The sequence below is a fragment of the Azospirillum thermophilum genome, assembly GCF_003130795.1.
GTDB lineage: Bacteria > Pseudomonadota > Alphaproteobacteria > Azospirillales > Azospirillaceae > Azospirillum > Azospirillum thermophilum.
Genome location: NZ_CP029354.1, coordinates 581223 through 605262, shown reverse-complemented (window position 1 = coordinate 605262; position 24040 = coordinate 581223). Strand labels below are relative to the sequence as shown.

Genomic DNA, 24040 nt, shown 5'->3' with positions numbered 1-24040 from the left:
CCGCCCTACCAGCTGTACTTCAGCGTCGCCAGGACCTGGCGGCGGTTGCCGTACAGCACGGTGTTGTCGTAGAAGCCCGCCGAGGAATACGTCTTGTCGGTCAGGTTGCTGACGTTGAGCGCCACGCTGGCCCCCGCCAGTTCGGACCGCAGGGCGCCCAGGTCATAGCGGATGGCGGCGTCGATCAGCGTGTAGTCGGGGATGGTCGCGGTGTTGCCGGCGTTCTTGGCGGTGCCGACATAGCGCGCCCCACCCCGAGGCCGAGGCCGGTGAGCGGGCCGGACTTGACGGTGTAGTCGCCCCAGGCCGACGCCATGTGTCGCGGGATCCCCTTCGGACGCAGCCCGACCGAGCTGGCGGTGGATCCCACCGCCGGATTGTCCTTGGTGATCTCGGCATCGACGAAGGCGTAGGAGGCGATCAGGCTGAATTCCTCCGTCAGCTCCATCTTGCCTTCCAGCTCGATGCCGCGGCTGCGGACCTCGCCGTCCTGCACGGAATAGCCGCTGTAGACCGGATCGTTGGTCGCAACATTCTGCTGGGTGATGTGGTAGAGCGACGCGGAGATGAAGCTGTTCCAGCCGTTGGGCTGATACTTCACGCCCACCTCGTACTGGGTGCCGGTGGTGGGCTGGAAGGTGCCGCCGCCACGCTGCGGCGCATAGGTGCCGGTGGTCGGCTGGAAGGAGGTCGCGTAGCTGGCATAGGGCGCGATGCCGTTGTCGAAGACATAGCCGATGCCGGCGCGGCCGGTGAACTGCCTGTCGCGCGCGGTCTGGAAGCCGCGGGACAGGTTGTCGATCTCCTTGCCCGCCACCCAGTCCTGCCGGCCGCTGAGCGTCAGGATCCAGTTCTCGTAGCGCAGCTGGTCCTGGAGATAGGCGCCGATCTGGGTCAGGTTGCTCTTTCCGTCCACCCAGGGATTGCCATAGAGGAACCCGGTCCCCGGATAGGCCGGGTTGAGGACGTCGATCACCAGCTCATTCAGCGAGTTGCGCCGCGTCTCCCGCCCGATGTAGTAGCCGTAGTCGACGCCGGCCAGGATGGTGTGCGACACCGGGCCGGTGGTCGCCTTGCCCTGGACGTTGGTGTCGAGCAGATAGGTTTCGGTGGTCTTCGGACGGTCCTGCACCCCGACCGGATAATAGCGGCCGTCCACCAGCCGCACCGGCCAGGCGGTGCTGAAGGCGCTGACGAAGTTGACCCGCGAATGCATGTAGCGGGCGTTCTGATGGATGGTCCAGTTCGGGCTGATCTCATGCTCCAGCTCGTAACCGACCGAGGTGTTCTGCACCTTCCAGTCGGAATAGCCGGGAACGCCGAAATAGAGATCGGTGCCGATCAGCCCCGTCGCGTTGCGTGGAATGCTCTGCTCGGACCCGCTCATCTTCAGCCTCTGATAGCTGGCGAGCAGGGTCATCTTGGTCTTGTCGGCCGGCTTGAAGGTCACGGCCGGCGCGATGTAGAGGCGGTCGTCCGGCGCATGGTCGACCTGGGTGTCGGACAGGCGGCCGAGACCGGTCAGGCGGTACAGCACCTTGCCGTCGCCGTCGACCGGCCCGCCGAAATCGAAGGCGGCCTGCCGGCGGTCGTAGCTGCCGGTCTGCAGCTGGAGTTCATGCAGCGGCTTGTCGGTCGGCCGCTTGGTGGTGAGGTTCACCACGCCGCCGGGCGAGGTCTGGCCGAACAGGACCGACGAGGGCCCCTTCACGACATCGACGCGCTCCAGCCCGTAGGGCTCGAAGCTGGTGTCGTAGTTGTTGAAGCCCGCCCGCAGGCCGTCGCGGTAGATGCCGAACAGGTTGAAGTCGCGGAAGCCGCGCATCGAGAAATCCGGGGCGCCCGGGCCGCCGGGATAATCGACCACGGCGATGCCGGGCGAGTAGGCCACCGCGCCGGCGAAGTCCTGGACCGCACGCTGGTCCAGCTCCTTGCGGGTCACGACGGAGATCGTCTGCGGAATTTCGATCAGCGGCGTCTCGACCTTGGTGCCGACGGCGCTGCGCGTCGCGACATAGCCCTCGGTGCCGCCGACCACGCCCTGCACCGAAATCGGGCCGAGAAGCATGCTGTCGCCGCTGCCGGCCGGTGCGCCGTCCGCCGCCTGCTGCGCCAGCCCGGCCGGCTGGTTCGCCAGCAACGCCAGTCCGGCTATCGTCGTCCCCAGCAGGACGGTTCTCGGGCGCCCGCGCTTGCCCGTCGCCAGACGGCCGGCCGGTGCGGCCGCCCCACCCTCGATCTCCATCTCCATTCCCCCGAACTGACACTCGATCCGGCGGGCTCCGCGTCCAGGCGAAGCCCGTCTCCCGGCTCTAAGACGAAGGGGGTAGGGGAGAATTAAGGGGGAATCTGTCCTCCCGGCATTTTTTCGGATGCGGCCCCGGCCGGCTTGCGTCACGCCGCCGGCTGACGATCCTCCGCCACCCTGCCGGCGGCCAGCCGGAGCAGATGGTCGGCCACATGGAAATAGCGGTCGTCGTGGGAGATGACGATGATGGTCTTGCCCATCGCCTTCAGGCCGGGCAGCAGTTCGGTGTAGAAGATCCGCCGGAAGGTCGGGTCCTGGTCCGCGGCCCATTCGTCGAACACCAGAACCGGCCGCCTCTCCGTCCAGGCCTGGAGCAGGGCCAGCCGCTTGCGCTGCCCGGTGGACAGGTCGGTCGTGCTGAACACGCCGTCGACGACGCGGACCTTGTGGGCGATCTCCAGCCGCTCCAGATAGGGGCGGGCGTCCTCCGGCACGCCGTCGCCCGCCTGGATCAGGTCGTCGAACAGGAAATAGTCGGCGAAGATGGTGGTGAAGAGCTGGCGGTAGTCGTCGCGCGTCTCCGGCGTCACCGGCTTGCCGTCCAGCAGGATTTGCCCCTCGTGAGGAGGGTACAGCCCGAGCAGCATCTTGATCAGCGTGGTCTTGCCGCAGCCGTTCTCGCCGACGATGAACAGGATCTCGCCGCGGCCGACGCGCAGCGAGACGGGGCCGAGCGCGAAGGGCTCGGCGTCCGGGCCGGCCGGCGGGTAGACGTAGCGGGCATTCCGCAGTTCCAGCGAGTCGATGGTCGCGGGCGGACGGGCGCCGTCCTTCATCAGCAGATGCGGTTCCGGCGAGGCGAACTCCGCCGCCAGCTCCGCGATGCGGCGGAAGGCGACCTGGGCGCGGCTGACGATGGGCAGGGTGCCGATCAGATGCTCCAGCGGCCCCTTCATGTAGAGCAGGACCAGGATGAAGCCGCTCAGCGTCCCGCGGTCGGTGCTGGGCCACAGCGCCTCGACGCCGAGCGCCACCCCGATGACGATGAAGAACAGCGTGGACCCGAAGCCCTTGGCGACGACGAAGAGGTTGATCGACCGGATCTGGATGTCGCAGATGCGGTCGATGGTTCCGCGCAGCGCCTCGCTCTGCAGCCGCAGCCGCCGCGGCCGGTTGATGCGCAGCTCCTTCGCCCCTTCCGCCAGCGAGCGGTAGTGCTTCTGCAGCTCGTCCTCGTAGGCGCGGGCCTCCTGGAAGCCTTCGATGCCGCGGACGCGCGCGGCATACTGCACGGCGCTGCCGATCAGGATGGCGGCGGCCGTCGCCAGGAACATCGGCCAGGACAGCACCGCCAGATAGCACAGGCTGCCCAGCGTGACGCTGAGCGACACCGCCAGCGGCGCGAAGGCGAAGGCGAAGTCGCTGATGGTGTCCACGTCGTGGGTCAGCACCGGGATCAGGCGGTGGCTGCGATAGTGCTCGAGCTGGTCGATCGGCGCGGTCAGGATGCGGTCGCCCAGATCCTTGCGCAGCCGCGCGACGACCTTCTGCCCGATCCGGTTGGTGGCGATGTCGGACAGGACCGAGCCGGCCAGTGCCAGGACGCACAGGCCGGCGAAGGCGAGGAGGATTCCGGCGCCGGGGCCTTCTCCGGCGCGCAGGATGTGGTTGATGGCGGCGAGAAGCCCGGTCACGCTGAGCCCGCCCAGCACCCCCAGAAGGGTGGCGGCGGCCAGCAGCGGCCAGAAGGGGCGAAGAAGCCGGAGCAATGCTGCGAGGCTGGTGCGGGATGGCGTCGGCATCGGGATTCCTGAGGGACGGGAACGAAGGCGGCCGGCACGGTGGCCTCCCGCCACGACGGCGGAGGCGCAGCGCCGCCCTGACTAGGACGAACGGGCGGCGCGAAACTGAAGCCGCTTCCCCCGGCCGCCCCCCTGCCGCGGCCGGTCATGGGGCGCCGCCGTGCGCCCGGGGTTCCCCCCGGTGGACACCTCGCGTAGAGTTGGTCCGGTCCGGCTCGCCTTGCGGTCCGGCCCCCGCCTGCTCTATAGCTGCCGAACGCCTTCCGGAGCCGAGCGCGCCCGTATGCCTCCGTCACATCCCCCCGACGACGACCGCGTGGCCGAACAGGCGGCGGACTGGTGCCTGCGCCTGCAGGCGGCCGACATCGGCGACGCCGACCGGGCCGCCTTCGAGCGCTGGTGCCGGGAGGACCCGCGCCATCAGGCGGAATTCGACGCGATGCGGGAGATCTGGGGCCTGTCCGCGGGCCTGCCGCCGCGGGCAACCGCGGTTCCAGCGGCGGCCCCCGCAGCGCCCCCCGCAGTGCCTCCCGCAGTGACGGCGCAGCCCGCCATTGTCCGGGCTCGGCCGCGGCGGCGCTGGGCGATGGCGGCCTGCATCGCTGCGGCGGTGGCCGCCTGCTGGCCGGTGGGCTGGTCGGCCGGCCTGCTGCCCGGCCGCGTCGACGTCTTTCTCGGCGGCGGACGGCACCGCATGGTCGAACTGCCCGACGGTTCCAGGGTGGATCTGAACGTCCGCACCACCCTGTTCTATGCCCAGTTCCGCGACCGGCGCAGCGTCCTGATGGACCATGGCGAGGCCTTCTTCGCGGTTGCGCACGATGCCGGGCGGCCCTTCACGGTCTTCACCGCCGGCCATCGGATCCGGGTGACGGGGACGGTGTTCAACGTCTGGGCCAATGACGGCGAACTCGCCGTGACGCTGGCCGAAGGATCGGTCACCGTGACCTCCGCCGCGGCGGGCGGCGAGCCCCTGCGGCTGACGCCCGGCATGCAGGGCCGCTTCGCCCGCGACAGCCGGTTCGGCAGCGTCGCGCGCGTCGATCCCCTGCGGGTCCTATCCTGGCGGGAGGGCAAGCTGGTGTTCGACAACATCACCCTGGCCGAGGCGGTCCCGCTGCTGAACCCCTACCTGTCGCAGCCGCTGCGGCTGGCGGACCGCAAGGTCGGGGCGATGCGCATCGGCGGCGTGTACGATGTCGCCGACCTCGACCGCGTGGCGGCGTCGCTTCCCCGGGTGCTGCCGGTGACGCTCGTCGCCAAGGACGGCGAACTCCTTCTCTCCGCCCGCTGAACCCGGCGCCCGCCCGGCCGCGGCGGCGCGCCGTCACCAGCCGTAGGACAGAGTCGCCAGCACCGCCCGCCGGTTGCCGAAGAAGACGGAGTTCTCGTAGAAGCCCGGCGAGAAGTAGCGGCGGTCGAACAGGTTGGTCGCGCTCAGGCTCAGCCCGACGCCGTCGAGCTGTGGGGAGAGCCGCCCCAGATCATAGCCCAGGCTGACGTCGACCAGCATGTAGGAGGGAACGCGCACGCTGTTCGCCGCATTGTAGGTCGCGCCGACATAGCGCATCCCGATGCCGGCGGTCAGGCCGTCCGCCGGCCCTTCCCGGAAATGCTGCCGCAGCCAGACCGCGGCGGCATGACGCGGAACGGAGGCCACCCGCTTTCCGGTCTTGTCGGTTCCGCCGGGGTAGGCGGTGTCTCGGGTGACCCGCGCCTCGGCGTAACCGTAGGCCGCCGTCAGGTCGGCCGTGTCGCTCAACGCCGTCCGCGCCTCCAGCTCGACGCCGCGCGACCGGATCTGCCCGGTTTGGACCGAATGGCCGGGATTGTCCGGGTCTGCGGCGGTGAGGTTGCGCTGGACCGCGCGGAACAGCGACAGGGTGAACAGCCCGTCGAAGCCCTCGGGCCGGTAGCGCAGTCCCGCTTCCATCTGCGTGCCGCGGCTCGGCAGGAAGGGGCGGCCCTGCACGTCGCTGTCGCCGTTCGGCTGGAAGGAGGTGGAATGGCCGGCGTAGGGCGACAGGCCGCCGTCGAACCGGTAGGTGAGCCCGATGCGCTTGGTGAAGGCCCGGTCGAACCGCGTCGTTTCCACCGGCGGGCCGTCGGACAGGCGGCCGGCAGTGCCGGTGCGGCTCCAGTCCAGCCGCCCGCCGAGCGTCAGCCGCCAGCCGCCGAAGGCGATCTCGTCCTGGGCATAGAGGCCGGTCTGGCGGATGCGGTCGGTCAGATCGCGGGCGGGCGTGGCGTCCCAGGCATAGGGGCCGCCATAGACGGGATCGAACACGTCGATCGCGTTGGCCACCGTGCCGTTGCGCCGCGTCTCGTGCGCCCGGTGGCGGCCATGGCCGATGCCGGCCAGCAGGCTGTGGTGCAGCGGCCCGGTGGTGGCGGCACCTTGCAGCGCGGTGTCCACCAGCAGGGTCGCGCTGGTCTTGGGCCGGTCCTGCAGCCCGAAGCGGTAACGGCGGTCCGCCTCCAGCAGGCCGGACGGCGCCCAGTTGGACAGGTAGCCGACGCGGCTGTGGCTGTAGCGCAGGGTCTGACGCAGCGTCCAGTCCGCGGTCAGGGCGTGCCGGAGGTCGTATCCCGCCGACAGGCTGCGCGAGCGGTAGGAACTCAGCCCCGGATAGCCGAGGAACAGGCTGGATTCGAGGCGGCCATGGGGATTGTCCAGCACCGTTCCCGACGCCGGGAAGCTCTGCTCCGCCCCCATCTTGCGGAAATCGAGGAGGCTTGCGAGCAGGGTGATCTCGGTGCGCTCGCCGGCGGCCCAGGACAGGGCGGGCGCGATGTAGAGGCGGTCGTCGGGCGTCCGGTCGATCTGCGTGCCGCTGCGCCGCGACAGCGCGGTCAGCCGGTAGCGCAGCGACCCGTCGGCGTCGATCCGGTCGCTGAGGTCGGCCGTGACCTGCCGCCGGTCGTGGCTTCCGCCCTGGAGCTGGAGCCGGTGGAGCGGGCCGTCGGTCGGGCGCTTGCTGGTCAGCGCGATGGCGCCGCCGGGCGGCATCGCCCCGTAGACGGCGGAGGACGGCCCCTTCAGCACCTCCACCCTCTCCACGCCGAAGGGCTCGTACTCCAGCCCGTAGGGGTTGTAGCCGCTGCGCAGCCCGTCGATCATGACGGATTCGGAACTCTGGCGGAAACCGCGGATGAAGACGTCGATGGCGCCCTGGCCGCCGGGATAGTCGATGGGACGGACGCCGGCGCTGTAGGCGAGGGCGCCGTTGATGTCCTGGACGTCCCGCTGGTCCAGCTCCTCGCGCGTGACGGTGGAGAGGCCCTGCGGCGGATCCTCGGCCGGCCTTCCGGACCTGCCGGTGCCGCGGCCGCGGTCGGGCGGAACCGCCGCTGGTCCCGCCGGCGGCGGACGGCCTTCCACCGTCAGGCCGGGCAGAAAGCCGGGGCTCTCCCGCAGACGGCCGATCGTCACCATCCCGTCCCGCATCTCGAAGGCGAGGTCGGTCCCGCTCAGCAGGTCGGAAAGGGCGGCGGCCGGGTCCATCCGTCCCGACAGGGCGCGCGACCGGCGGTCCGGTACGAGGTCGGGGCTGTAGAGGATCTGCAGGCCGGTCTGGCGGCCGAAGCTGGTCAGCGCCTCGCGAAGGGGAAGGGCCGGGATCTCCAGCAGCACGGCCTGCGCCGCGGGCTGTACCGGCCCGGACGGAGCAGGGGCGGGATCCCCGGGGAACGGGAGGGCGGAGGACGGCCAAGCGAGCAACGGCCAGGCGAGCAACGGCCAGCCGAGCGCCAGCCAGCCGACCGCCAGCCTCGCCCGTGCCGTCCGGCCGGCGCGGTGGCCTCGGGTTGCCGGGCGGAACGTTGCGGGACGATCGGTCATCCAAGGCTCAAGCAATCTGAAATAGCAATCTCTCCGGCAGGGGCCGCCATTTCCCTATTTGCAAATGATTGTTAGTTGCATTAATTTGCGACTGCTTGTCAAGCCCTGGGGACCGCAGCCCCGCCACGGCGTCACTCTGCACAAGGACCTTTCCATGCGACAGGCAGGACCCGCCGATAGCCAGACCCTGTCCGATATCTTCACCGCGCAGCGCCGGTCGTTGGTCGGGATGGCCGAGCGGATCACCGGCTGCCGCCACCACGCCGAGGATGTCGTCCAGGACGCCTTCCTGAAGCTGCTGGGGGCGGACTCGACCAGCGCCATCCGGGCGAAGGCGGGCTACCTGATGATGGTCGTCCGCAACCTTGCGATCGATCATTACCGCCGGAAGGGTCTGGAGTCGCGCCTGCTGGCCGCGGAGGAGGAGGGGCAGGCGGTGAGCACGCCGGAGGCGGCGTCGCCGGAAAGCGTGAACGTGAACCGCCAGCTCCTGCAGACGCTGGAATCGGCGCTGGCCGATCTGCCGGAACGGACCCGCTATGCCTTCGAGATGCACCGGATCCACGGCCACAGCCAGAAGGACATCGCGGCGACGCTGGGCGTGTCGCCGACGCTGGTCAACTACATGATCCGCGACGCGCTGGTTCATTGCCGCAAGGCGATGAGGCGGATCGATCCGTCGTCCTGACCGGCGGCACAGGGGCCCGTTGACCGGGCGGCCGTTCGCCTCGCGGGGATGACGGGTGGGGGGCCGGACCCGCAGGCTCACGGGCTTTCACGCGGCGCCGCCGTCCGTCCGCGCCGCCCCCTCCGCGATGCCCAGCCGCCGCAGCAGCTCCAGCCCCCGTGGGGTGAGGTGAAGCAGCTTGGCGCGGCGGTCGACGCTGTGCCGGTATTCCTCGACCAGGCCACGGGCGAGCAGTTGCTTGACATGGTGGGCGATCTGCTTGTCGCGGTGGAACAGCACCTTGCTCAGCTTGCTCGGCTGCTGGTCCTGGAGGCTCAGCAGATAGAGGATGGCGAGCTGGCGCGGCGTCAGGTCGAGGACGCCGCAGCGCACGAGGGCGGTGATCACCACCCCCTGCACGCGGTCGAGATGCTCCTGCGCCTTGCACAGCTCGGCGATGACCAGCGTCAGGTCGGGGGATCCGGCGAGCGGATCGGCCGGCCCCGCGGTGGGAACGGATGGTCTTCCTGGCAATCCAAGCATGGTGCACCCCTTCTGCCCGTCGAGCATGGGATGCGGACCAGAGTAAAACTTATCGTGACTCCCGGCCTTGTTTCAGAAGACGGCCACTCTCCGGAACGGGTCCGGCCCGTCCGTCGGGAGGACGGCGGCCCCCGCCCGGCCGCGGGACGCTATGCCTCCCCCGGCCGGAGGTGCTGCGGACGAGGCGGAATGGATGGCATTCGGGCGGTATTTTATCTTTTGGCGATCCATGCGCCGCCGCAGGGAGGGTCGTTTCCCCCATCCCGGCGCATAGGCCCGGCCGGCCCCCCTTCCGCAAGCAGGGGCTGCCGCGATGCCAAAGATACGGATACTTTTCCCGTTCTCAGGGATATAAATATTTCCTGTGAGGCGATGGTGATCGCATCACGCAGAAGCAGCCCGGTGGTATCTTCATCCCGTCATACTCTTCCGCCCATGAAGTCATCTGCTTGGAACGAAGCCTGATTTCGTGGGCGTTTCTTCCGGATTTTCCGGAGATCGCCGGGTTCGACCGCAGCTTCTTGTGATCGTCATCGTGAACAGCCATCGGGAGGACTTCCCATGCGCAAGTCCGCGATCATCCTGGCGCTCGGCGCCCTGGGCTTCGCCGCGCTGGTCGGACCGGCCGCCGGACCGGCCTGTGCCGGTGAACTGAGATACCGGCCGATCAACCCGTCCTTCGGCGGCGACCCCTTCAACAGCAGCCATCTGCTGGGCATCGCCAACGCCATCAACAAGTTCGAGGATCCCAAATCCTCGGCCTCCGCGACGACGCTGGACGCGACGGACAGCTTCGCCAACACCATCCAGGCCAGCGTGCTGAGCCGCGTCGCCAGCCAGATCGCCGACCAGATCTACGGCGAGCACGCCAAGACCAGCGGCACCGCGGTCGTCGGGGGAACCACCCTGCAGTGGGCCCAGGTGAACGGCCAGATCAAGCTGACGCTGAACAACGGCAAGAGCACGCAGATCATCGAGCTGCCGGCCTATTGAGGCCGGCGGCCTCGGCGCAAGCGTCACCGGACAACGGGCGGCACCGCAAGCGGCCGCCGGGTCATCGGCCCGGCGGGCAGGCCGGGTGCGTCCCCAGGAACAGGAACCAAGGCAATGGCCCGCGCGACCCAGCCATCCGGATTTGCAGTGGTCCTCGCTCTCGGCGCGCTCTCGCTCGCCGGCTGCGCCTCCGCCCGGCCGGAAATGGCCTTCTCCGAACAGCCGCTGAACGAGCAGAAGACGCAGAGCCTGGACAGCCTGCTGACCCTGCCGCCGCCGACCCGCCAGCTCACCGTCGCCGTCTACGCCTTCACCGACCAGACCGGCCAGAACAAGCCGAACGACAATTTCTCCGAATACTCCCGCGCGGTGACGCAGGGCGGCAACTCGGTGCTGATCAACGCGCTGAAGCGCACCGGCGACCGCAGCTGGTTCCGCGTCGCCGAGCGCAGCTCGCTGGCGCAGCTCCTCCAGGAGCGGCAGATCATCCGCCAGACCCGCCAGGCCTACGGCGGCGACAACCTGCCGCCGCTGCCGCCGCTCCTCTATGCCGGCCTGCTGATCGACGGCGGCATCATCGGCTACGACAGCAACACGCTCACCGGCGGCTTCGGCGCCCGCTTCCTCGGGGTGGGCGGCGACGTCAAATACCGGCGCGACACGGTGACGGTCTATATCCGCGCCGTCTCGGTGCAGACCGGCGAGGTGCTGAAGTCGGTCAACGCCAGCAAGACCATCTATTCCGCGGCGATCGGCGGCAGCGCCTTCCGCTACATCGGCTTCAAGGACCTGCTGGAGATCGAGACCGGCGTCACCACCAACGAGCCGGCCACCCTGGCGGTCAAGCAGGCGGTCGAGAAGGCGGTCTACAATCTCGTCCTCGACGGCGTGCTGGACGGCTACTGGTCCTTCCAGGACACGGCCAAGGGCGAGAAGATCCTGCAGCGCTACCTGCAGGACCGCGACGGCTTCTACAACGTCGCCGTCGTCCGCGACGCGCAGGCCGGCCAACCCCCGATGGCGCCCCCGATGGCGCCTCCGGTGGCGGTTCCGCCCCCGGCCGGCCAGACCCCCTCCGCCTCCGCCCCGGACGAGCAGAAGATCGCCCCGCTCCCTCAGGAGCAGAAGCAGGAGACCGGCCCGGTCTATGTCCTGCCCGGGGACCGCGCCCGCAGCCCCATCCCCCCGGCCACACCGCGGTAAGGCGGGCAGCCGCCCAGGATTATCAAGGAAAATCAATATCATGAGGCGTCATTCGTTAGCCCATTGAAAGGCAGCGCCCGGTGAGCCGCCGGCAGTGGGCAAGGCCCGCGCAAGCGAACCTTGGTTCACCGGTTCCATCGCAACCCAACCATGAGGGCATCACCATGAAACGCATTCTCCTCTCCTCCATCGCCGCCCTTGCCACCCTGGCCGCCGGCGCCGCGCTCGCCGACCCCGTGGGCACGAAGCCGGTTCCGATGAACGGAGGCAACGCCGCCTACATCGACCAGATCGGCGCGCTGAACAGCAACTCGCAGACCCAGTACGGGCGCGCGAACCTGTCCGACAACTGGCAGAAGGGTGATCACAACACCGCCGTCGCCTACCAGGACGGCACCATGAACCGGGCCTTCGCGAACCAGAACGGCGCCCGCAACTATGCCAACCAGGTGCAGGACGGCGTGGACAACGTCGCGAGGATCGACCAGTCGGACGCCGGCAACACCGCCCACCAGAAGCAGTTCGGTCTCGCCAACGACGCGACGATCGTGCAGTCGGGCTTCGACGGCCCGTTCGGCTGGGGCGTCGCGCCGGCCGGCAACTTCGCGTCGCAGTATCAGGACGGTGCCCTGAACCAGGCGGCCGTCGCCCAGAAGGGCATGCTGAACACCGCCTATCAGACCCAGATGAGCAGCGGCAACGTCGCGACGGCCAACCAGACCGGCGTGTCGAACTACAGCACCCAGTTCCAGCGGTGAGGACCGGTCCCGGACGGTGCCCGAGGGGGAGGGGCGGCAAGCCCCTCCCTTCGGCGTGCCGCGCCGGGCGCATCGTCGTCCGCAGCATCCATGAAGGAGGAAGGCCATGACGAAACCGATCCGAATGGCTGGCGGAGTGGCCGGCGCAATGGCCGGGCTCGCCCTTCTCGCCCCGGGACTCACCGCCCCGTCCCCGGCGCAGGCCGGCGGCAGCCCCGCCTACATCGACCAGATGGCCGACCGGCTTCCCGCCTCCGCCGGGACCAACTGGGCCGACGTCGGCCAGTACGGCACCAGCAACCGCGCCCGCCAGGTGCAGATCGGCGAGAATTCGGCGGCGATCCTGCAGATCGGGGCGGGCAACCTGACCGACCAGTACCAGAGCGGCAGCGCGAACCGCGCGCGGGCGCAGCAGTCCGGCGCGGGCAACGTCATCACCCTGGTCCAGGACGGCAGCGGCCACGACGCCGCCGGCCGGCAGGATGGCTACGAGAACCGCATCCGCCAGATCCAGTACGGCATCGCCAACCGCGCCATCGCGGTCCAGGACGGCTCGTCCAACAGCGCGATCCAGCTCCAGGACGGCAGCGACAACCTGTCGGCGGTCGCGCAGACCGGCCGCGGCAACAGCGCGCGCACCGCACAGTACGGGACGCGCAACGCGACGACGGTGGAACAGTCCGGCGGCGACGGGATCGAGGTCGTCCAGCGCGGAGCCAACAACAGCGTGGAGAGCCAGCAGACGATCCTGCAGAACGGCGTGAGGATCACCCAGACGGGGGCCGGCGCCGCCATCAAGGTCGCCACCCGGTGATGGCTTCCCCGGCGATGCGGCGCGCAACGTCACATGGCAGGGCCGTCCATCCGTTGTACCTTGAAAGGTATCCCCCGAATGGCGCATGAGCTATCCTGGCAACGGGAGGATGGCCTATGCGGAACCGTAGAGATACACAACCAGGGGGCGTGATGCGGCGACTTGCCCGGACGGGCTCGTCTATTGCCGCGGTCCTCGTCATGATCGTGGCGAGCATTGCCTCGCCGGCCGCAGCAACTGAGCTGTCGCTCGTCTTCACCTCGACCATGGCCGACATCGAGCCGGTGGAGAATGAAGGCGGGCTCGTCAACCTCGCGACCTTCCTGCGGGCCCGGCGCGGCGAGGGGCCGACCCTGTTCCTGCATGGCGGGGCCTCGCTCGCCGCCGGCGTCCTGTCGAGCTTCGACAAGGGCGCGCACATGATCGACCTGCTGAACGACCTGCAGCCGGACATGATGGCGGTCACCAAGCGCGACCTGGCCTTCGGCACGGACGAGCTGACGCTGCGCGGCTACGAGGCCCGCTTCCCGCTGCTGAGCGCCAACGCCATCGACCGCCGCACCGGCAAGGTGCTGGAGGGGCTGGAGCCCTCCCTGCTGATCGACACCGTGGTCGGCAGGATCGGCGTGGTCGCCGTGACCTCGCCGGAGCTGACGGTGCAGTACATCGTCCCGGACATCCAGGTGCTGCCGCCGTCCGACGCCGCCGCCGTGGCGCGCAGCCTGCGCGGGAAGGGGGCGGAGTTCGTCGTCGCCGTCGTCGACAACACGCCCGAGGTCATCGAGGAGCTGCGCCGCGAGCCGGCGATCGACCTGCTGGTGCAGCTCGCCGCCAGCGGCAAGGACAGCCTGGAGGTGGCGGACGGCCGGGGCTTCGGCGTCCACTCCAACGTCAAGGGCACCGCCTTCCTGATGCGCCTGGAGCGCGAGGGCGCCGGCCGGCCGGTCCTCGCCCGCGGCGAGATCGTCAAGCTGGCGGGGGTTCCCGCCGATCCGGAGATGACGACGCGGGTGGACGTCTACCGCAAGCGGCTGTCGGACCTGCTGGACATCAAGGTCGGGGTGACCGCGACGCCGCTCGACACGCGGCGCGAGGCCGTGCGCAGCGGCGAGAACGCCTTCGCCTCCTTCATCGCCGACACCATGCGCATGGTGCTCGGCACCGACGTCGCCCTCTTCAACGGCGGCAACATCCGCGGCAACCGGCAGTACGCCCCGGACACCGTGCTGACCCGCCGCGACATCCAGCGCGAGCTGCCCTTCCGCGACATCATCACCCGCACCCGCCTGAAGGGCGGCGCGCTGCGCGAGGCGCTGGAGGTGAGCGCCGCGGGGGTGGAGACCCTGAAGGGCGGCTTCCTCCACGTCTCCAACATGGAGGTGGTCTACGACCTGAAGCAGCCGGCCGGCAGCCGCGTCGTCTCGGTCAAGGTCGGCGGCAAGCCGCTCGATCCCGAGGCGGAGTATTCCGTCGGGCTGCCCAGCTATCTCGCCCAGGGCGGCGACGGCTACGCCATGCTGAAGCGCAGCGGCCCGCCCTCCCCGGCGGAGAATGCGAAGCTGCTGTGGGAGATCATGGCGCAGCGCCTCGGCGACCTCGGGACGATCGCGCCCCGGCTCGACGGCCGCATCACGATGCGCTGATGCGCGGCTGGCTCGCCCGCAAGGCCCGCGGCTCGCCGCGGGGCCTGCCGATCCGCGGTGGCGTCAGCCGCCGCATGGGGCTGGGCCTGTCGCTCATGGTCGCCGTCCTGCTGGCCGTGTCGGGGGCGGCGATCTACGATCTCGCGCAGTTCCGGCAGGCCCTGTCGACCCTGTCCAACGGCGCGCTGCCGCGCATCACCACCGGCGCCGTGGTGACCGGCGGGCTGCAGCAGGTGCTGGCGCAGGCGACGCGGCTGGGTGCCGCGGCCAGCCACCCGGAGCGGCGCGTCACGCTGGACGCCCTGATGCGGGAACTCGACGCCGTCGTCCTGTCGGCCCGCGACCTGTCGGACATCGACGGCAGCGCCACGCTGGCCGGCGTGCTCAGCACGCTGACGCTGACGGTCAAGGACCTGGACGGGCTGGTGGCCCGCCGCATCGACGCCGCGGCGCGGGCCGACGCCGCGCTGGACGAGGCGCGCCGGCTGTCGGCGGAGGCCGACCGGCTGGTCGCCGCCGTGCTGCCGACCCTGCCGCCCGAGCATCTCGGCGCCCTGGCCGCCTGGACCACCGAGGTCAACCGGGTGCTGACCGAGAGCACCCATGCCGGCAGTTCGCGCTACCAGCGGGAGATCCTGCGCGTCGAGAAGGAGGCGGCGGCGGTGCTGGCCGCCCTGCCGGCCCGCTATGCCGCCCTGCCGCCGGAACAGGCGGCCCGCTTCGCCGGCCTGAACCGCCGGCTGGAAGCCGCCCTGCTCGGCCGCGACGGGCTGCTGCCCAGCCTGGTCGAGCGCCAGACCGCGACGGCGCGCAGCAAGGCGCTGACGCAGCAGGTCGTGGTGATGGTGGAGGAGGTGGTGAAGATCGCCCGCTCGCTGTTCGAGCGGATCAACGCCACCGCCGCGGGGGAGGCGGCGAACCTGTCGGCGATGGCGGCGCGCCAGACCAGCGTCCTGATCGGGCTGGGCGGGCTCGGCTTCCTGATCGCGGCCGGCGTCTATCTCTACCTGCGCGGCTTCGTCACCCTGCGGCTCGTCCGGCTGAACGGCGCCGTGCTCGACCGGGTGGAGGGGCGCCAGACCCCGCTGCCCGAGGACGGCAGCGACGAGATCTCGACCATCGCGCGCTCGATCCGCCACTTCCTGGACGAGATCGCCCGGCGTCAGCAGCAGGTCGAGGAGGCGCGCGAGCGGGCGGAGGAGGCCTCGCGCGCCAAGAGCGACTTCCTCGCCAACATGAGCCACGAGATCCGCACGCCGATGAACGCGATCCTCGGGCTCAGCCACCTTGCCCTGCGCGGCGACATGCCGCCGGCCCAGCGGGCCTATCTGGGGCAGATCCGCACGTCGGCCACGACGCTGCTCGGCATCATCAACGACATCCTCGACGTCTCGAAGATCGAGGCGGGGATGCTGACGCTGGAGCAGGTGCCCTTCGACCTGTCCGCCGTGCTCGGCAACCTCGCCACCGTCGCCGGCCTGTCGGCGCGCGACAAGGGGCTGGATCTGCGGATCGACGTCGGTCCCGACGTGCCGGCCGCGCTGACCGGCGACCCGCTGCGGCTGGGGCAGGTGCTGCTCAACCTCGTCAACAACGCCATCAAGTTCACGCAGCAGGGCGGCGTCACCGTCGCGGTCGGCATGGCACGGTCCGGGGAGGGGGAGGCGGAGCTGGCCTTCGCCGTCCGCGACACCGGCATCGGCATGACGGCGGAGCAGATCGGGCGCCTCTTCCAGCCCTTCAGCCAGGCCGACAGCTCGACGACCCGGCGCTACGGCGGCACCGGGCTCGGGCTGGCGATCAGCCGGCGGCTGACGCGGATGATGGGCGGCGACATCGCGGTGGAGAGCAGGCCCGGCGAGGGCAGCGTCTTCCGCTTCACCGTGTCGGTCGGGGTGCGCGACGGCGGGACGGTCGCCGCCGTCACGGCGGGGGAGCCGGCGCCGGTTCCCGCCGGAGACCTGCGCGTGGCGGAACCGCTGCGCGGGCAGCGGGTGCTGGTCGCCGACGACAACGCGATCAACCGGCAGGTCGCCCGCGAGCTTCTGGAGGATGCCGGGCTGGTCGTCACCGTGGTCGCCAGCGGCGAGGAGGCGGTGCGGCGGGCGCTCGCCCCCGGTGCCGGCTACGGCGTGCTGCTGACCGACATCCAGATGCCGGGCATGGACGGCTATCAGGTGGCGCGCGAGGTTCGCCGGCACCTCGGCCCCGACCGGCTGCCGATCATCGCCATGACCGCCCACGCGCTGGAGGAGGAGCGGCGCCGCTGCCTGGAGGCCGGGATGGACGACCACATCGCCAAGCCGGTCGAGCCGCGCCGCCTCGTCGCCCTCCTCGACCGCTGGCTCAAGCCCTGCGCCGCGCCGCTGCCCGGGGACGGGTCCGCCGCGACGGACCGGCAGGCCGACGCGCCCGCCGCCGCGGCCCTGCCCCCAGGGTTGCCTCCAGGGTTGCCCCCGGAGGTGCCCGCGGAACTGCCTGCCGAGCTGGACGGCTTCCAGCTCGGTCCGGCACTGGCGCGGATGAACGGCCACGGCCGGACGCTGCGGGTCGCGATCGTCGATTTCCATGACCGCTACCGCGACGGCGCTGCTACGCTGCGGCGGATGCTGGCGGCCGGGGATTGGCAGGGCATGGAGCGGTTCGTCCACGGTTTGCGCGGCAGCGCCGGAACGGTCGGCGCCATGGCCGTCTTCGAGGCCGCCGGCCTGCTGGAGCGCGCGCTGCGCCAGGGACGCCGGGACGCGCTGCCGGACCGGCTCGCCGCCCTTGCCGATGCGCTCGTCCCGGCGCTGGCCGCCGCGGCGACGCTGGTGCCCCGGCCGGCCGCCGCACCGGCTGCGGCGCCCCCCGCCCGCAAGCTCGCCCCGTCCGACCTCAGGGCGCTGGAGCCGCTGGTGCTCGCCCTCGACGAGGCGCTGCGGCTCGGCAGCATGAAGGCGGTGGACCGGGTCGCCGCCCTGCTCGCCGGCCTCGAAGGCAGCCGGCAGGAAGCAGCCGCCGCCGCCATCGAGCGCAGCGTGGACGCCCTGGACTTCGCCGAGGCGCGTGCCGCGCTGGCCCGCCTCGCCGCCGAGCTGGAGATCGCCCTGGAGCCGGCGGCATGAACGGCGCCCGCATCCTGATCGTCGACGACGACACCGCCAACATCCGCGCGCTGACCAGCCTGCTGGGCGACAGCCACGAGATCCGCTTCGCCACCAGCGGGGCCCGCGCGCTGGAGCTTGCCGCGGCGGATCCGCCCGACCTCGTGCTGCTCGACGTCGTCATGCCCGACCTCGACGGCTATGCCGTCTGCCGCCGGCTGAAGGCCGATCCGGCCACGGCCGACATTCCCGTCATCTTCATCACCTCCCTTGCCGGTCCGGAGGAGGAGGCGCTGGGGCTGGAGATCGGAGCGGTCGACTACATCACCAAGCCCTTCAGCCCGGCCATCGTGCGGGCCAGGGTCGCCACCCACCTGTCGCTGCGCCGGGCCAACCGGCGGCTGCGCGACGAGAACGAGCATCTGGAATCGCTGGTCGAGGAGCGCACGCGGCGGCTGGCGCAGGCCCAGCGGGAGAAGATGACGGCGCTGCGCCAGATCGTCATCGGCGTCGCGCACGAGATCAACACGCCGATCGGGGTGGCGCTCGGCAGCGCCTCGCACCTCGCCGACCGGGTGGCGGAGCTGTCGCAGCGTCTGGCCGACGGCCGACTGAGCCGCAGCGACCTCGACCGCTTCCTGGAAAGCGCCGCCGACCTCGCCGGGCTGCTGTCGGGCAGCATCGTCCGCGCCGGCCGGATCGTGCGGTACTTCAAGGGCGTGGCGGCCGATCCGGGGGGCGTGCGCCAGCCGGTCCCGCTGCGGCCGCTGCTCGAGCTTGCCGCCGTCAACCAGCGGCCGCTGTGGCAGCCGCGCGGCCATCGCGTCGCCGTGTCCTGCCCGGCCGGGCTGGCGATGGAGAGCTATCCCGACATCCTCTCGTCCATCATCGAGCAGCTCCTGCGCAACGCGGTCGAGCATGGCTACGGCGAGGGCGAGGCGGGGCTGATCACGCTGGAGGCCGCGGCGGCGGGCGAGGGGACGGTGCGCCTGACGGTGGCCGACGACGGCTGCGGCCTGCCGGACGGGGTGGCCGGCCGGGCGCTGGAGCCCTTCTTCACGACGCGGCGCGCCACCGGTTCGGTCGGGCTCGGCCTCACCATCATCTACAATCTGGTCACCGACCGGCTGGGCGGGACGCTCGCCATCACAGGGGCCGGCGGTGCGGATGGTGGCGCGTCCGGTGGCGGTACGGCCGTCACGATCCGGCTGCCGGCCCGGACTCCCGCGGAGCTGTGATCCTCCCGCGCCCCGTGCCGCGGCGGCGGTCCGGGCCGAAGGCCTTCAGGTGCGAGCGCAGGTGGCTCAGCAGGCAGAGCGCCGAGGGGGGAAGCTGGCGGCCGTGGCGGGTGACGATGTGGATCTCGCCGGCATTCAGGATGTCGCTGGCGACCGGCAGCGCCTGGACCAGCCCCTCCTCCAGCTCCTGCACCGCGACGAAGGCCGGCATCAGGACGATGCCGAGCTGCGAGGTGACGAAGCGGCGCAGCAGCGTGAAGGAGTTGGTGGAGATCGTCGGCCGCAGGCGCAGCCGCTCCTGCTCCAGCGCGTGGTTGATCACCCGCTGCACGCCGAAGGTCGGCTTCAGCGCCGCCATGGGATAGCACAGCAGGTCCTCCAGCGCCGGCCGGCGGCCGAGGCGGGTCAGCGGATGCCCCGCCGGAACGATGGCGCAGATCGAGGAGCTGATCCGCGAGATGGTGTTCAGCCGCTCGTCGAAGGGCGGGTTGAAGACCAGCCCGATCTGCGCCTCGTCCTCGGTGATGGCGCGGATGATGCCGTCGGTCGCCATGATCTCGATGGACAGCGCCAGCCCCGGATAGTTGCGGCAGAACTCCTGCAGCGGGCCGGAGAGCAGGTCGCTGATGAAGCCCTCGCCGACCACGAGCTGGACCGTGCCGCGGGTCAGCGCGTTCAGCTCCTGGATCTTCGCCAGCACGTCGGCCTGCGCGATCCGCTGGCCGGCGTGGTAGTCGATCAGCATCCGCCCGGCCTCGGTCGGCCGGACGCCGCGGGCCAGCCGCTCCAGCAGCGTGATCCCCACCTCCTGCTCCAGCAGCGCGATCTGCCGGCTGATGGTCGAGGCGTTGACCTGCAGCCGGTCGGCCGCCCCGCGGATGCTGCCGGCCCGGGCGGTCTCGTAGAGATAGATGATGCGCTGCTCGTCCATGAACCGCCGTCTTTGAGGGCCGCGCCGGAAGCGAGTGTTGCATCCCATGCAACGAAAAGGAAGATCCTACGGCATGCCTTGCATCGCCGGCCCTGTGCCATGCTGGCCTGATTTTCGGTGCGGGACGGTGGTCGGGCGACGGGGTCCCCCGGCGGTCCCGCCGACAGATAAGGCGCCAGATGCAACGGCGCCGTAACAGGAGGCTGGTGATGGGAGTACAACTTCTGGAGCGGGAGTCCCTGCTTGCGAGCAAGGTCCGGCTGTTCGGGTTTGCCTTCATAATCGTTCTGGTCGCAGAAACAATCGGGACCATCAGTTTTCAGGTGGGGCCGGGCAAGATCCTGCTGATGCCGCTGGTCTGGGCGGTGGCGCTGGGCGGGGTGGTCAGCATCTTCTCGCGCTACGCCCCGGCGCCGCTGCGGGCGGGCGCCAGCACCCAATGGTACGGCGCCGGGCTGCTGCAGCCGGCTCTGATGCTGCTGATCACCAAGCTCGGCCTGCTGGTCGGCGCCTCGCTGCCCAGCGTGCTGGCGATGGGCTGGCCGCTGGTCTTCCAGGAGTTCGGGCATTTCTTCGGCACGATGATCTTCGGCCTGCCGGTCGCCCTTCTGCTCGGCATCAAGCGCGAGGCGATCGGCGCCACCTTCTCGGTCGGCCGCGAACCCAGCCTGGCCATCATCGCCGAGCGGTTCGGCCTCGCCTCCGCCGAGGGGCGCGGCGTGCTGGCGGAATACCTGACCGGCACCGTCTTCGGCGCCGTCTTCATCGGGCTGCTCGCCGGCTTCATCGCCAGCCTGAACATCTTCGACCCGATCGCGCTCGCCATGGGGGCCGGCGTCGGCTCGGGCAGCATGATGGCGGCGGCCTCCGGCGCCATCGCGGCGCAGCAGAGCCCGGAGGTGGCCAAGCAGGTGGCGGTGTTCGCCGGGGCGGCGAACCTGCTCACCACCACCATCGGCACCTATTTCACCATGTTCCTGTCGCTGCCCTTCACCATCTGGGCCTACCGCGTGCTGGAGCCGGTGCTGGGCCGCATCGGCATGCGCCCGCGCGTCGCGGTGGTCGAAGGGGCGGAGGGCCGGGCCGAGGCGGCCAACCCGCACAAGGCGCTGGGCGTCCCCGAATGGATCCTCGCCTGGGTGGTCACCGGCGCCATGGCGCTGGTCGGCCAGTGGCTGGGGCTGAAGACGCCGATCGCCGACGCGGTACCGGGCATGGCGGTGATCCTCGCCAGCACGATGGTCGGCTTCGCCCTCTACCGGCTGGTCTGGTCGAAGATGCCGCTGGTCTGCTGGGTGTCGCTGGTCGCCATGCTGGCGACCTATCCCGGCGTTCCCTTCGCGGCGGAAGCGGCGGCGCTGACCGCCAAGGTCAACGTGCTGGCGCTGATCACGCCGATCCTCGCCTATGCCGGCCTGTCGGTGGCGAAGGACGTGCCGGCCTTCCGCCGGCTCGGCTGGCCGATCATCGTCACCTCGCTGATGGCCAACGCCGGCACCTTCCTCGGTGCTACGCTGATCGCCCAGTTCTTCCGGCACTGATGACATTCCCCAACGACGAGGCAGCGACGAGCATGCTCGACCAGGACATTGCCAGCGCGATGCAGGGGTGGCGGCACGACCTCCACGCCCATCCGGAAACCGCCTTCACCGAGCGGCGCACCAGCGACGTCGTCGCGGCCCGGCTCGCGGAGGACGGCTACGAGGTTCATCGCGGGCTGGCCGAAACCGGGGTGGTCGGCACCCTGCGCAACGGCGACGGCCCGGCGATCGGCCTGCGCGCCGACATGGACGCCCTGTTCATCGAGGAGAAGGGCTCCGTCCCGCACGTTTCCCGCCATCCCGGCAAGATGCACGCCTGCGGCCACGACGGTCACACCACCATGCTGCTGGGGGCGGCGCGCCAGCTCGCCCGCAGCCGCAACTTCCGCGGCACGCTGCACGTCATCTTCCAGCCGGCCGAGGAGAACGAGGGCGGCGGCCGGCGGATGATCGCCGACGGCCTGTTCGAGCGGTTCCCCTGCAGCGAGGTCTACGGCCTGCACAACTGGCCGGCCCTGCCGCTGGGGCGGTTCGCCATCAACCGGGCGACCATGATGGCCGCCTTCGACACCTTCGAGATCGTGGTGACCGGGCACGGCTGCCATGGCGCCATGCCGGAGGCGGGCATCGACCCGCTGGTGCCGGCGGCGCAGATCCTGCTGGCGCTGCAGACCATCGTCAGCCGGCGCCTGAGCCCGATGGACCAGGCGGTGGTCAGCGTCACCCAGGTCCATGGCGGCGATACCTGGAACGTCATTCCCGACAGCGCGGTGCTGCGCGGCACCGCCCGCTCCATGTCGCCGCGGGTGCAGGACGAGATCGAGGCCCGGATGCGCGAGCTGGTGCGCTCCATCGCCGAAGCCCATGGCGCCGTCGCGCACCTGACCTACGAGCGGCGCTATCCCGCCACCATCAACGCCCCCGCCGCCGCCGACAAGGCGGCCCGGGCGGCGCGGGCGGTGGTGGGCGACGACCGCGTCGTCACCGACTGCCAGCCCTCCATGGCGTCGGAGGATTTCGGCTTCATGCTGGAACGGCTGCCCGGCGCCTACATCTTCATGGGCGTCGCCGACGAGTTGCACCGCGCCTCGCTGCACAACCCGCTCTATGACTTCAACGACTCCGCGCTGGAGATCGGCGCGGCGTTCTGGGTCAAGCTGGTGGAACAGGTCCTGCCGGCCTGACCCCGGGCGGGGGCGTTGCCGCCCGCCGCACGGCTTTTCGACGGAGTGAGGCGCCCCGGCCCCTCGGTGCCCCTCGCCGTCCCCCGGCGTCATGCGGCCGGCGGCAGGAAGCGCATGCCGTGGCGCTGCGCGATGGCCGGGATGTCCGGCGCGACGCCCGGCACCGCCTTCGTCTCCTTGTCCACATCGCGGAAGAAGCCCTCCGCCGTCGCCGGCGCGTCGAACACCAGCACCCGCGCCGGCGTCTCCTCGGCTCCCTTGAAGCCGTGCACCACGCCGCCCGGCACATAGGCGAAGTCGCCCGCCTCGAACACCCGCACCGCGTTGCCGATGACGAAGCGCACCCGGCCCGAGAGGACGAAATACGCCTCGTCCCACGGGTGCTCGTGCGGAGGCGGCCCCTGGTCCTTGGGCAGCGTCACGTCCATGATCGAGAAGCGGTGCCCCGTCGCCGCCGCCTCCAGCAGGAACCGCACGTCGGCTCCCAGCACCTGCAGAACCTCGCCCTCACCGTCCTTCACCGTCACAGCCTGCTTGTCCATGGCGTCCCTCCGTGCTACGGTGTCATACACACTGACATCAAGGCAGACAGCATGTCAAGCGCGCTCACCCTGACCGAACGCCATACCGACGCGACCCAGCGCCTGATCCTGTCCTCCGCCATGGACTTGCTGGAGCATTCGGGCGTGCCCGACCTGACCGTGCGCGCCGTGGCGAAACAGGCCGGCATGTCGGAGCGCACCGTGTTCCGCTACTACGCCTCGCGCGACGCCTTCCTCGACGCCGTGGCCGCCGAGGTGGTGCGCCACATCGGCACGCCGCCGGCCCCCGCCCGCATCGGGGATCTGCCCGGCTATGTCCGCCCGCTCTACACCCGCTTCGAGGAAAAGTCGGCCCTCGTCCAGTCCGCTCTGCATACCGAACTGCTGCGCCGTGTGCGCGAGAGCGTCGCCGTCGACCGCTGGCGGGCCGTCCGCGACCTCATCGATGCCCATGCTCCCCACCGGGCCGAGCGCGACCGCAGCATCGCGGCCGCCAACATCCGCTATTATCTGGCGGCATCCACCTGGCACTATTACCGCTTCCACTTTGCCTTCCCTCTGGACGAGGCGATCGCCTGCGCCGAAACGGCGGTACGGCTGGCGCTCGAGGAGATCGGGCGCGAGTAGGGCCGATCCGGCGCCGCGCCGGCTGGGAAGCCGGTCGCGGCGGCATTGCCGGGCTTTCCCTGCCACAACATCTCGCAGCCTTGTTTTTCTACCGGAAGTGTGCGGCGGGACGGGGCGCTACCGGGAAAAGATGGGCGGGCGAAGAAGCCGGTAACCATTCTCCTTGGAATGTCCATCAGGAGAGCTTTTTCATTTGAAACGGCTGCGCTGGACTATGCGATTCCGCAGTAATACTCTGCGGCAACCGACGATAGTATCATAATGGGTATTATGTTGACGGACGACCATATTTTATGCATATTTTTCTAATGCAAGAGGCAAACTAAGGCCGAAACCGGTTACAGTCAGACCGTCGTCTAAGTTGCGACGCAATCTTATA

At 70.4% G+C, this 24040-nt stretch carries 18 protein-coding genes; 12 read left to right on the top strand and 6 right to left on the bottom strand.

Annotated features, from left to right (window positions below; translation table 11 throughout):
- Window positions 1-184: 184 nt before the first annotated feature.
- Window positions 185-2245 carry a TonB-dependent siderophore receptor gene (locus DEW08_RS20880; protein ID WP_281262062.1) on the bottom strand — a complete coding sequence of 687 codons (2061 nt, stop codon included), beginning with the start codon at window positions 2243-2245 and terminating at the stop codon, window positions 185-187.
- A gap of 149 nt (window positions 2246-2394) precedes the next feature.
- Window positions 2395-4050: a cyclic peptide export ABC transporter gene (locus tag DEW08_RS20875; RefSeq protein ID WP_109330879.1), complete on the bottom strand. Its 1656-nt coding sequence runs from the start codon at window positions 4048-4050 to the stop codon at window positions 2395-2397.
- A gap of 283 nt (window positions 4051-4333) precedes the next feature.
- Between DEW08_RS20875 and DEW08_RS20870 the strand changes: the two genes are divergently transcribed.
- Entirely contained in the window at window positions 4334-5344 is a 1011-nt protein-coding gene (locus tag DEW08_RS20870; RefSeq protein WP_109330877.1) for a FecR family protein, read from the top strand.
- A gap of 33 nt (window positions 5345-5377) precedes the next feature.
- On the opposite strand, the gene DEW08_RS20865 is transcribed toward DEW08_RS20870, so the two are convergent.
- Window positions 5378-7891, bottom strand: a complete 2514-nt coding sequence (locus DEW08_RS20865) for a TonB-dependent siderophore receptor (protein ID WP_109330875.1) — start codon at window positions 7889-7891, stop codon at window positions 5378-5380.
- Between the two features lie 154 nt (window positions 7892-8045).
- Here DEW08_RS20865 and DEW08_RS20860 point away from each other — a divergent pair, with 154 nt between their 5' ends.
- The gene (locus DEW08_RS20860) at window positions 8046-8579 is read left to right on the top strand and encodes an RNA polymerase factor sigma-70 (protein ID WP_109330873.1); all 534 of its coding nucleotides are present in this window, start codon (window positions 8046-8048) and stop codon (window positions 8577-8579) included.
- An 87-nt stretch (window positions 8580-8666) separates the two neighbouring features.
- On the opposite strand, the gene DEW08_RS20855 is transcribed toward DEW08_RS20860, so the two are convergent.
- The gene (locus DEW08_RS20855) at window positions 8667-9101 is read right to left on the bottom strand and encodes a winged helix DNA-binding protein (protein WP_168220458.1); all 435 of its coding nucleotides are present in this window, start codon (window positions 9099-9101) and stop codon (window positions 8667-8669) included.
- Window positions 9102-9662: 561 nt separating this feature from the next.
- Here DEW08_RS20855 and DEW08_RS20850 point away from each other — a divergent pair.
- The 7 genes from DEW08_RS20850 to DEW08_RS20820 all read left to right on the top strand — a co-directional run bounded on the left by DEW08_RS20850 (window position 9663) and on the right by DEW08_RS20820 (window position 18836).
- On the top strand, window positions 9663-10094 hold the full coding sequence (locus DEW08_RS20850; protein ID WP_109330869.1) for a curli assembly protein CsgF: 432 nt from the start codon (window positions 9663-9665) through the stop codon (window positions 10092-10094).
- 147 nt (window positions 10095-10241) lie between these two features.
- Window positions 10242-11297 (top strand): CsgG/HfaB family protein, encoded by a 1056-nt coding sequence (locus DEW08_RS20845; protein WP_168220457.1) that lies wholly within the window; start codon window positions 10242-10244, stop codon window positions 11295-11297.
- Between the two features lie 164 nt (window positions 11298-11461).
- Entirely contained in the window at window positions 11462-12055 is a 594-nt protein-coding gene (locus tag DEW08_RS20840; RefSeq protein ID WP_109330865.1) for a hypothetical protein, read from the top strand.
- Window positions 12056-12161: 106 nt separating this feature from the next.
- Complete coding sequence (locus DEW08_RS20835) at window positions 12162-12869, top strand: hypothetical protein (protein ID WP_109330862.1); 708 nt, start codon at window positions 12162-12164, stop codon at window positions 12867-12869.
- A gap of 152 nt (window positions 12870-13021) precedes the next feature.
- Entirely contained in the window at window positions 13022-14512 is a 1491-nt protein-coding gene (locus DEW08_RS20830; protein WP_245986736.1) for a bifunctional metallophosphatase/5'-nucleotidase, read from the top strand.
- Window positions 14512-17619 carry a hybrid sensor histidine kinase/response regulator gene (locus DEW08_RS20825; RefSeq protein WP_109330858.1) on the top strand — a complete coding sequence of 1036 codons (3108 nt, stop codon included), beginning with the start codon at window positions 14512-14514 and terminating at the stop codon, window positions 17617-17619. The genes DEW08_RS20830 and DEW08_RS20825 overlap by 1 nt, the downstream gene beginning before the upstream one ends.
- On the top strand, window positions 17616-18836 hold the full coding sequence (locus tag DEW08_RS20820) for a hybrid sensor histidine kinase/response regulator (protein WP_109330856.1): 1221 nt from the start codon (window positions 17616-17618) through the stop codon (window positions 18834-18836). The genes DEW08_RS20825 and DEW08_RS20820 overlap by 4 nt, the downstream gene beginning before the upstream one ends.
- Here DEW08_RS20820 and DEW08_RS20815 read toward each other — a convergent pair.
- Window positions 18796-19767: a LysR family transcriptional regulator gene (locus DEW08_RS20815; protein ID WP_168220456.1), complete on the bottom strand. Its 972-nt coding sequence runs from the start codon at window positions 19765-19767 to the stop codon at window positions 18796-18798. The two genes, DEW08_RS20820 and DEW08_RS20815, sit on opposite strands and share 41 nt — an antisense overlap.
- 209 nt (window positions 19768-19976) lie before the next feature.
- Here DEW08_RS20815 and DEW08_RS20810 point away from each other — a divergent pair, with 209 nt between their 5' ends.
- Complete coding sequence (locus tag DEW08_RS20810) at window positions 19977-21308, top strand: DUF3100 domain-containing protein (RefSeq protein WP_109330852.1); 1332 nt, start codon at window positions 19977-19979, stop codon at window positions 21306-21308.
- A gap of 32 nt (window positions 21309-21340) precedes the next feature.
- Window positions 21341-22492: a M20 aminoacylase family protein gene (locus DEW08_RS20805; protein ID WP_109330850.1), complete on the top strand. Its 1152-nt coding sequence runs from the start codon at window positions 21341-21343 to the stop codon at window positions 22490-22492.
- A gap of 89 nt (window positions 22493-22581) precedes the next feature.
- Here DEW08_RS20805 and DEW08_RS20800 read toward each other — a convergent pair whose 3' ends face one another.
- On the bottom strand, window positions 22582-23034 hold the full coding sequence (locus DEW08_RS20800) for a cupin domain-containing protein (RefSeq protein WP_109330848.1): 453 nt from the start codon (window positions 23032-23034) through the stop codon (window positions 22582-22584).
- A 51-nt stretch (window positions 23035-23085) separates the two neighbouring features.
- On the opposite strand from DEW08_RS20800, the gene DEW08_RS20795 reads away from it, so the two are divergent.
- Window positions 23086-23661 carry a TetR/AcrR family transcriptional regulator gene (locus DEW08_RS20795; RefSeq protein WP_109330846.1) on the top strand — a complete coding sequence of 192 codons (576 nt, stop codon included), beginning with the start codon at window positions 23086-23088 and terminating at the stop codon, window positions 23659-23661.
- Window positions 23662-24040: the final 379 nt, after the last annotated feature.